The organism is Candidatus Aminicenantes bacterium, assembly GCA_026393795.1.
Lineage (GTDB): Bacteria > Acidobacteriota > Aminicenantia > UBA2199 > UBA2199 > UBA2199.
This window is the reverse complement of record JAPKZL010000167.1, coordinates 1-7,778: the sequence shown is the minus strand read 5'-3', so window position 1 is coordinate 7,778 and position 7,778 is coordinate 1. Positions and strand designations below refer to the sequence as shown.

The following is a 7,778-nucleotide window of genomic DNA, read 5'->3' as shown; positions in this document are numbered from 1 at the left end:
CCGATTGGACCTTGCTACGTTCGAGCATTCAGCTCAAGGGGCGAACGGTCATTAAAAACATCGGGGCGTTCGGAAATATTTTAATGCTTAAAATATTTACAAAGAGTAATATACAAGGGGTTCAATATGATATCATTTGATCTCGTATTGAACCCCTACGTTTGATCTGGTATTGAACCTCTATGTTTTGTTGGCAATGAAAGATTTTTTTGCTATCATGCTCCCGGAGGCCGACCATGAAAAAAATCCGCAAGCTGGGCATATTGACCGGAGGCGGCGACTGTCCCGGGCTGAACGCCGTCATCCGCGCCGTCGTGCACACGGCCCAGCGCCAATTCGGGCTCAAGGTATGCGGCATCATGGACGGCTATTCGGGGCTGATCCAGCATAACGTCTGCACTCTCGAGCTGGCCGACGTATCCGGCATCCTGCCGCGCGGCGGCACCATCCTGGGCACCTCCAACCGTGACAACCCCTTCCGCTGGGCCGAATCGCCCCACGCCGCCGCCGATGAGTACCGCGACGTTTCGTCCCTGGCCCTGAAAACCATCGAAGAAAACGAGATCGACGTCCTGCTCACCGTCGGCGGCGACGGAACCCAGAGCATCGCCCAGAAATTCTCAGAAAAATACCAGCTGCCGGTCATCGGCATTCCCAAGACCATCGACAACGACCTCAACGGCACCGATGTCACCTTCGGCTTCGATACCGCCCTGAACACCGCCACCACCGCCATCGACAAGCTCCACTCGACCGCCGAGGCCCATCACCGGGTGATGGTCATCGAGGTGATGGGCCGCTATGCCGGCTGGATCGCCCTGCATGCGGGGATGGCCGGCGGCGGGGACGTGATCCTGATCCCGGAAATCCCTTTTGCCATGGAAAAGGTTTGCGCCAAGATACTCGACCGCCAGAAGCGGGGCAAGCGCTTTTCGCTGGTCGTCGTCGCCGAGGGCGCCAAGGCCGTCGGCGGCCAGGTGGTCGTCGCCCGCCAGGTACCCGACGGCAGCGATTCGGTCCGCCTGGGGGGCATCGCCGCCCTGGTCGGCAACCAGATCGAGGACCAGACGGGCATCGAAAGCCGCTTCACCATTCTCGGCCACGTGCAGCGCGGCGGCAGCCCCACCCCCTTTGACCGCATCCTGGCTACGCGCTTCGGCTACCACGCCGTGGAAGCGGCGCTCAAGCACCGATTCGGAACCATGGTCGGCTTGCGCGGCAGCGAAATCAAGACGACCTCGCTGCGCGAGGCCATCGCCGTCCCCCGCCGCGTCGACCCGGGCAGCGACCTGGTCAGGACCGCCATGGCCGTGAGCACCAGCTTCGGCAATTAAGTCCCCATGCTGATCGTATTCGAGGGGATCGACGGGTCGGGCAAAACGTCGCTGTCACGCCTGTTTGTCGACTACCTCACCGCGAAAGGCATCCCGGCCCTATGGCTGCGCGAGCCGACCGATTCGCCGCTGGGCGACAAGATCCGCCGCGTAGCCCAGGAAAACGAGAAGATCTCGCCGCAGCAGGAGCTCGATTACTTCATCCAGGACAGGCGCTGGGACGTGGAAAACAACATCCTGCCGGCCCTGGGCGCCAAAAAGACGGTCGTTTTGGACCGTTATTTCTATTCCAACGCCTGCTACCAGGGGGCGCGCGGCCTGGACATGAACGCCATCATCGACCTCAACCAGACCTTCGCGCCGCTGCCCGACCTGACCTTCATCATCGACGTCGACGTCGACCGCGCCCTGGCGCGCATCCAAAATTCCCGCCCCGGCCTGGCCCGGCTGTTCGAGAAAAGGGATTTCCTGCTGAAGGTGCGCGCCAACTACAAACGGTTGGACGGAGAGCGGCTGACCCATATCGACGGCAATCGCGACCTGGAATCCGTGCTCGCCGATGTCGTCGTCCGTTACGAAGAATTGGCGGCCAGCGGAAAGCCCGGGACATGAAAATCGCAAAGGCAGCCGATATCAAAGCGAAAAAAGCCTGGCTGCGCCGGCAGCTGCAAGAATACGGCAAGGTGCTGGTGGCGTTTTCCGGCGGTAAGGATTCCTTTTTCCTACTGCAGGCGGCCAGGGAAATTCTCGGCCCGGCCAATGTCCTCCCCTTTTTCGTGCGTACGCCGTTCACCCTCGGCGCGGCCAGGGAAAGGGTTAATTATTTAAGCGATAAATTTTCTTTGCCGGTGCATGAAATCAGCATTGACCTGCTCCAAGACCCCCACCTGCGGCAAAATTCCAAGCAGCGCTGCTATCATTGCAAAAAAAAGATTTTCAGCGCCCTGAAAAAAGAGGCGCGGAAGCTTGGCATTCGGGTCGTCGTTGACGGCACGACCGTTTCCGACCTGAACGAACATCGCCCCGGGCGCGTAGCTCTGGAAAAACTGGACATCCGTTCGCCCCTGCGCGACGCCGGATTCACCTCGGTCGAAATCATCGGCCAATTGAAAAAAAAAGGGATCGATCCCTATTTCCTGACCTCGTCCACATGCCTGGCCACCCGCTTCCCGTACAATTTCAGTCTGCGGCCGCAGCTCATTCAAGCCATCGGCCGGGTGGAGCATTACCTGATCCGCCAGGGGATATTTCCGCTGCGGGTCCGCCACATGACCGACGGTATCCGCATCGAGACTTCCCCTGCCCATTTCCGAAAAATTATCGCCATGAAAGAAAAGATCATCGCCGAGTGCCGGACAGCCGGCTATCGGTTCATCACCCTGGACCTGGCTGGAATAAAAAGCGGCTGCTGGGACGAGTTCCCCGCGGCCAAGAAAAGATTGTCGGGTTAACAAAGCATTGACAGCCAGGCGGTTTTTGTGTATGATGGGCGTGATTTTGGAGGAATACAAATGGCAAATCACGATTCGGCTGTCAAGCAGCACCGTCAGGATGAAAAGAAGCGCACCATCAACCGCATTAACCGTTCGAAAATGAAAAATAAAATCAAGGCCCTGAGGAGAAAAGTCGCCGCCGGGCAGAGGGACGACGCCGCCAAGCTCCTTCCCGAGGCCATCGCCATCATCGATGCCACCATCCGCAAGGGGACGATCCACAAAAACACCGGCTCCCGCTACAAGTCCCGCCTCGTGGCCTTGCTTAAAAACAGCGCCAAATAGCTTTTCTTGGCCCCCCTTCCCCGCGGCTATCTTTCCCATAGCCAAATCCGGCTGTACAGCGAATGTCCGCAAAAGTACTATTTCGCTTATATCGAAGAAATTCCCGCCCGCGTCAATGAAAAAGTATTCCTGGGTGAAATTTTTCATGCCATTGTCGAGGACTATTTCACCCGGGTGATCAATGGCTCCCGCCCCACGGCGGCCGCGACCATAGCCGCCTTCCACGAGTCTTTCATGGTCCAGGAGAAGGAAAGGGACATCGACTGGCAGGTTTCCCGGCGCGAAACCAGGGCCAGAGGGTCGGCCTTCGTCAAATATTTCCTGGCCCACATCGCACCGAAGCTGAAGCCGTTGATGGTTGAAAGGGAGCTCAGCGCCGAAATCCCCGAAATCGGCGTGACCGTCAAGGGGGTCATCGACTTGGTCGAAGCCGATTTCAGCATCACCGATTTCAAGACCACCACCAGCAAGTGGTCGGCCAGCAAAGCGCGGAATTCGCTGCAAATGGTCATCTACAAGTACCTGTTCGACCGCAATTTCGGCCATGTCCATGGCGCGCTCAAGTACGAAATCCTCCATGCCAAGAACGCCGACCATATCCGCCATCAGCGCCTGGTAGTGACCCCCGGCCCGGAAGAAACCGCCCAAATGCTGCGCGTCGTCCGCCATGTGGCCGAAAACATTTGCGCCGGCGCCTTCTATCCGCAAACCAATCATTTTTGCTCCTATTGCGACTTTTTCGCCGCCTGCCGCGAAAAGAACCCCGGTTTGCTCGTCTGCAAACGATAAGCCTTTTTGGGTCTCATTGAATTCTTGCCCGCTATCGACAAAGTCCGGGAAAAATGATATAAACAAATCCTCAAGCGGAGAAAAGCATTCGCCATGGGTCTTCCAAAACGCGGAAAAAAAATTGTCGTCGTCATGCCGGCTTACAACGCCGAGAAAACGCTCGTCCGGACTCTCGACGACATCGACCGTTCATGGGTGGACGAGATCATCCTGGTCGACGACGGCAGCCATGACGGGACCGTTGCCTTGGCGCGCCAGCTGGGCTTGCACGTGTTCGTCCACGAGAGGAACACCGGTTACGGCGGCAACCAGAAAACCTGCTACACCCAGGCATTGCGCATGGGGGCGGAAATCGCGGTCATGATCCATCCCGACCATCAGTACGACCCGCGCGTCCTTCCCCATCTCGTCCAGCCTCTCCTTGACGGGAGCTGCGACGCCGTCTTCGGCTCGCGCATGCTCGGCGGCCTCCCCCTCGAGGGTGGAATGCCCAAGTGGAAATACCTGGCCAACATTTTCCTGACCGCCGTCGAGAATGCCGCCTTTTACATGTACCTGACCGAATACCATTCCGGTTTGCGCGCCTATTCCCGCCGCTACCTCGAAGCGGTGAATTTCCTGGCCAACTCGGACGATTTTGTTTTCGATTCGGAGATCATCGCCCAGGGCGTTCTGCACGGTATGCGCATCCGCGAGATTCCGATCGAAACGCGCTATTTCAGCGAGGCCTCGCAGATCGGCCTCTGGCGGAGCATCGTCTACGGGGTCGCCATCCTGAAGACGCTGGTAAAATTCAAAATGCACAAGAAAGGATTGAAGCGCTTCGCGATGTTCAATGACCCGGGCGCAGGGCGAGCACGTAAGGCGTGACCGCCGTGCGCACGTCCGATTTTCGATCGAGCCGGATCATGAGGAGATAGAGAAACCACCTTTTCCAGCGGTAAGCGGGCGGCGACGCGATCGTCCGGACCAGCATTTGCCGGCGCGTGCTCGCGGCGAACACCGGCTCGTCGGCCAGGCAAACCCGCAGATCGTAGTCGCCATACGGGGAGCCGAACTCGACATTCAGATTGGCCAGGCGTTTTTGCGTGGCGAAGAAAAAATCATAATCGCGGTTATCCTGGAAAAGTTCGAAACTTCCCGGCGTCTCCATCCGCGCCACCAGCGAGTATGGAAAAAAGGCCCATTTTTCGCCGCTGGGCATGTCCACCGTCTGCGCCGCCACGAGCACCGGCCTGGGGAAAAAGACGACCAGCGCGAAGAATGCCAGCAGCAAAACGGAAACGAAAACGGCATGCCAGGCAAAGGACAGATCGCGGCCCCGGCCCCGGCCACGGCCACGGCCGAGGAAATAGACGGCGCAAAACAGGACCAGGGCCAGGATCCAGATACCGTTCGGAGCCCAGCCGTTGTCCTCGACCTTGATGAACGAGGGCAAACGGTCCGGCAGGTAGAAATGGAGATTGCTCAGCGATACGAACAAGGCCCCGGCGCGCTCGGTGATGCCGAATGTCGTCTCCTGGTACAGGGCGAACGGGTTCAGGCACAAGAGCCAGGTGAAAAGGAACGAGATCCCGGCGGCGCCATTGAAGAGATAACGATAAAGCCGGTTCCCGTTTTCGGCGATGAAACCGCCGATGAAAATCGCCAGGATCCAGATGACCGGCACCAGCGGTCGCGCTTGCGGGGCATAACCCGTCCGCTGGGTCAGGAAAGCGGAGATGAGGATATATGGGCCGGCGATGAACAACAGCCAGCCGGCGTCCCTGGCCTTGGCGCGAAGCATGGCCAGCACGCCGATAAAGGCGAAGGCATAGATCGGGGCATAGAGAAACAGGCCATCCTTCTGATCGAGAAAGTATCCGGCCAGCGTTTCCCATCTGAGCCTGAAGGGGATCCCGGTGAGAAGGCTTCCGATAAAACTCGCGGTCTGACGGCCGTTCATGGCGCCCTGGAAAGAAACCGAGGTGGGATTGAATGAGCCGTAGATGGCGACCTGCAGGGAGAAATAGGCGGCAAAGCACAGCCCGGCCGGGATGAAAAATGCCGCCAGGCGGCGGATGCGGTCTTTCGCTTCGCTGCCGTTCCATACGCTCCACAGCGCGTAAATGAAAAAAGGCCCCTGGATGAACACGTATTTCAGGGCATGGAACCAAATGAAAGACGCGAGCAGGACGCCGATCAGGGCCAAGCGCCTGCCATCCAGGCTGCGGGCGGAGCGCAGGCGGCGAAAAACGAACAGGCCCAGCGCGGCAATGACGAGCTCCGTGTAGATGTGGGTGGCATAGAAGAAGATCGGAGCGCTCAGCGTGGTGACCGCCCAAAAAGCAAGGGCCAGCCTCTCCCGCTTCCAGGTCTCACGCGCATAGAGATAGAGTTGAATTCCGAGAAAAGCGCCGACCAGGCTCATGCCGAAGCGAACCAGGAAAACCAGCATGCCTTTCCCCAATGCCAGCCCCAGCGCATAAAATGGCAGGAGCAGGATCGCTATTCCCGGAGAATGGAAAGAATAGAGGACACCCGGTTTTCTCGCCGGCGCCGTGTGCGGCGGGAGGTTGGTGACCTGCGGCGGCATGAAGGCTTTGAAGTCCCCGTTTTTGTAATTGTTGGCAAGATCCAGGTCGCCGTCCTTGATCAGGCTGTGCGCGATCAGCAGGTAATGCGGTTCATCGCCGCCGAAGGACTTCCCCTGGCCGGTCATGAGCCGCACGCCGCCGTTGGTCAGCAGGATGGCGGCAACGGTCAGAACGATCAACCGCCGGCGCAGCGGCCAGGCCAGGAACCCATCGAGATAGTTCCCCCATCTTGATTTTTTCTGCCTGTCCGCCTGGACGACGCGGACAGCCTTGAGATAGAGAACGGCGGCAACGACGGCCATGGCGAAGAGAGCGAGCCGCTGCGCGAGGTCATCCCGGGTCAAGTAATGGTTCAGCGCCAGCGGCGCGAGCAGCAGCCAGGCGATGGGCATGTAGGTCGGGAAATCTAGCGCCAAAACCTCTTTAAGGTCAAGCCGGCTGTTTTTCGTCCAGATATGGCTGATGAGAATCCAGACAACGATTAAAAGTATAAAAATGATGACGGCTGCCAGAAGGAGCGGTCCGATCTCGGGGCGAAAAAAATGATTTTTAATCGTAAAGGAGAAGGCCTGATCACGCAACTGGAGAAAAAGGGCAATCCCCATTGCCAGAGCAAAAAAAACGAGGGGCCAAAACAAGCTGCCGAGCGTTTTCCAACGTCGGTGCGGACTTACAGCCAGATCAATTTTTCCCATGGGCGCATTTTGTGAAAAATCGTTCCAAATGTCAAGGGTGTGAAATCGTCCACATTGTATCTGAACTTCTGGATGAGGTTCTAACCCGCAATGAAACGACCAAAACCCAAGCGCCGGCAGATTGCCGGGCGAGCGGCGAGTCCTACTGAACCTTATTCGACCCCCAGAAAACGCACCGCGTCGGCATTGGCAAAGCCGGTGTCGGTGTCTTCCAGCACCAGGTTGCCTGCAGAACCCTTGACGAAATGGAACACTCCAAGCGAAGTCCAGCCATTTCCATTTTGCCTCAGGTTGAGGGTGAGGTTGGTGGAACCACCCTCGTGGTTGATGATCACCGGGGCGGCGGTGGCGCGGTCATTCCCACTGGGCCACCATAAGAAGACCTCGTAATCGCCGGTTTTATTGATGGTGGGGGTAAAACGTGCACGGTGATGAACCGTCGGGTCCCCCATTTCGCGCGGGGCGGCGAAATAAAAATCGGGACCGTAGGGCGTACCTTGGCACTCCTGGCCGTAACAGGTGCCCCATTCCCCCATTTCGATGGCAAACCCCGCATCCCGATTGTCGATGATAATCTCTTCCCCAGTGGCATTTTCCTTCTTGGAC

General features: G+C 58.1%; 8 protein-coding genes. 6 read left to right on the top strand and 2 right to left on the bottom strand.

The window, feature by feature from the left end; all coding sequences use genetic code 11:
- Positions 1-236: 236 nt before the first annotated feature.
- From NTW95_07940 to NTW95_07915, 6 genes are all read left to right on the top strand, one after another.
- On the top strand, positions 237-1,334 hold the full coding sequence (locus NTW95_07940) for an ATP-dependent 6-phosphofructokinase (protein MCX6557340.1): 1,098 nt from the start codon (positions 237-239) through the stop codon (positions 1,332-1,334).
- A gap of 6 nt (positions 1,335-1,340) precedes the next feature.
- On the top strand, positions 1,341-1,946 hold the full coding sequence (tmk, locus tag NTW95_07935; GenBank protein MCX6557339.1) for a dTMP kinase: 606 nt from the start codon (positions 1,341-1,343) through the stop codon (positions 1,944-1,946).
- A complete protein-coding gene (gene larE / locus NTW95_07930; GenBank protein MCX6557338.1) occupies positions 1,943-2,785 on the top strand; it encodes an ATP-dependent sacrificial sulfur transferase LarE in 843 nt (280 codons plus the stop codon). Before tmk ends, larE begins: the two co-directional genes overlap by 4 nt.
- A gap of 60 nt (positions 2,786-2,845) precedes the next feature.
- Positions 2,846-3,112 (top strand): 30S ribosomal protein S20, encoded by a 267-nt coding sequence (gene rpsT / locus NTW95_07925; protein ID MCX6557337.1) that lies wholly within the window; start codon positions 2,846-2,848, stop codon positions 3,110-3,112.
- Between the two features lie 6 nt (positions 3,113-3,118).
- Complete coding sequence (locus NTW95_07920) at positions 3,119-3,901, top strand: PD-(D/E)XK nuclease family protein (GenBank protein ID MCX6557336.1); 783 nt, start codon at positions 3,119-3,121, stop codon at positions 3,899-3,901.
- Positions 3,902-3,994: 93 nt separating this feature from the next.
- Positions 3,995-4,771, top strand: coding sequence for a glycosyltransferase family 2 protein (locus NTW95_07915; GenBank protein MCX6557335.1), 777 nt, complete (start codon positions 3,995-3,997; stop codon positions 4,769-4,771).
- On the opposite strand, the gene NTW95_07910 is transcribed toward NTW95_07915, so the two are convergent.
- Positions 4,734-7,172: a hypothetical protein gene (locus tag NTW95_07910; protein MCX6557334.1), complete on the bottom strand. Its 2,439-nt coding sequence runs from the start codon at positions 7,170-7,172 to the stop codon at positions 4,734-4,736. The genes NTW95_07915 and NTW95_07910 overlap by 38 nt on opposite strands.
- A 152-nt stretch (positions 7,173-7,324) precedes the next feature.
- Positions 7,325-7,778 (bottom strand): hypothetical protein (locus NTW95_07905; GenBank protein ID MCX6557333.1); only part of this gene is annotated, 454 nt, incomplete at its 5' end.

Coding starts and splice junctions, on each gene's coding strand:
- NTW95_07910 (MCX6557334.1), bottom strand. CDS start 7,172: ATGGGAAAAATTGATCTGGCTGTAAGTCCGCACCGACGTTGGAAAACG.
- NTW95_07940 (MCX6557340.1), top strand. CDS start 237: ATGAAAAAAATCCGCAAGCTGGGCATATTGACCGGAGGCGGCGACTGT.
- NTW95_07915 (MCX6557335.1), top strand. CDS start 3,995: ATGGGTCTTCCAAAACGCGGAAAAAAAATTGTCGTCGTCATGCCGGCT.
- rpsT (MCX6557337.1), top strand. CDS start 2,846: ATGGCAAATCACGATTCGGCTGTCAAGCAGCACCGTCAGGATGAAAAG.
- tmk (MCX6557339.1), top strand. CDS start 1,341: ATGCTGATCGTATTCGAGGGGATCGACGGGTCGGGCAAAACGTCGCTG.
- larE (MCX6557338.1), top strand. CDS start 1,943: ATGAAAATCGCAAAGGCAGCCGATATCAAAGCGAAAAAAGCCTGGCTG.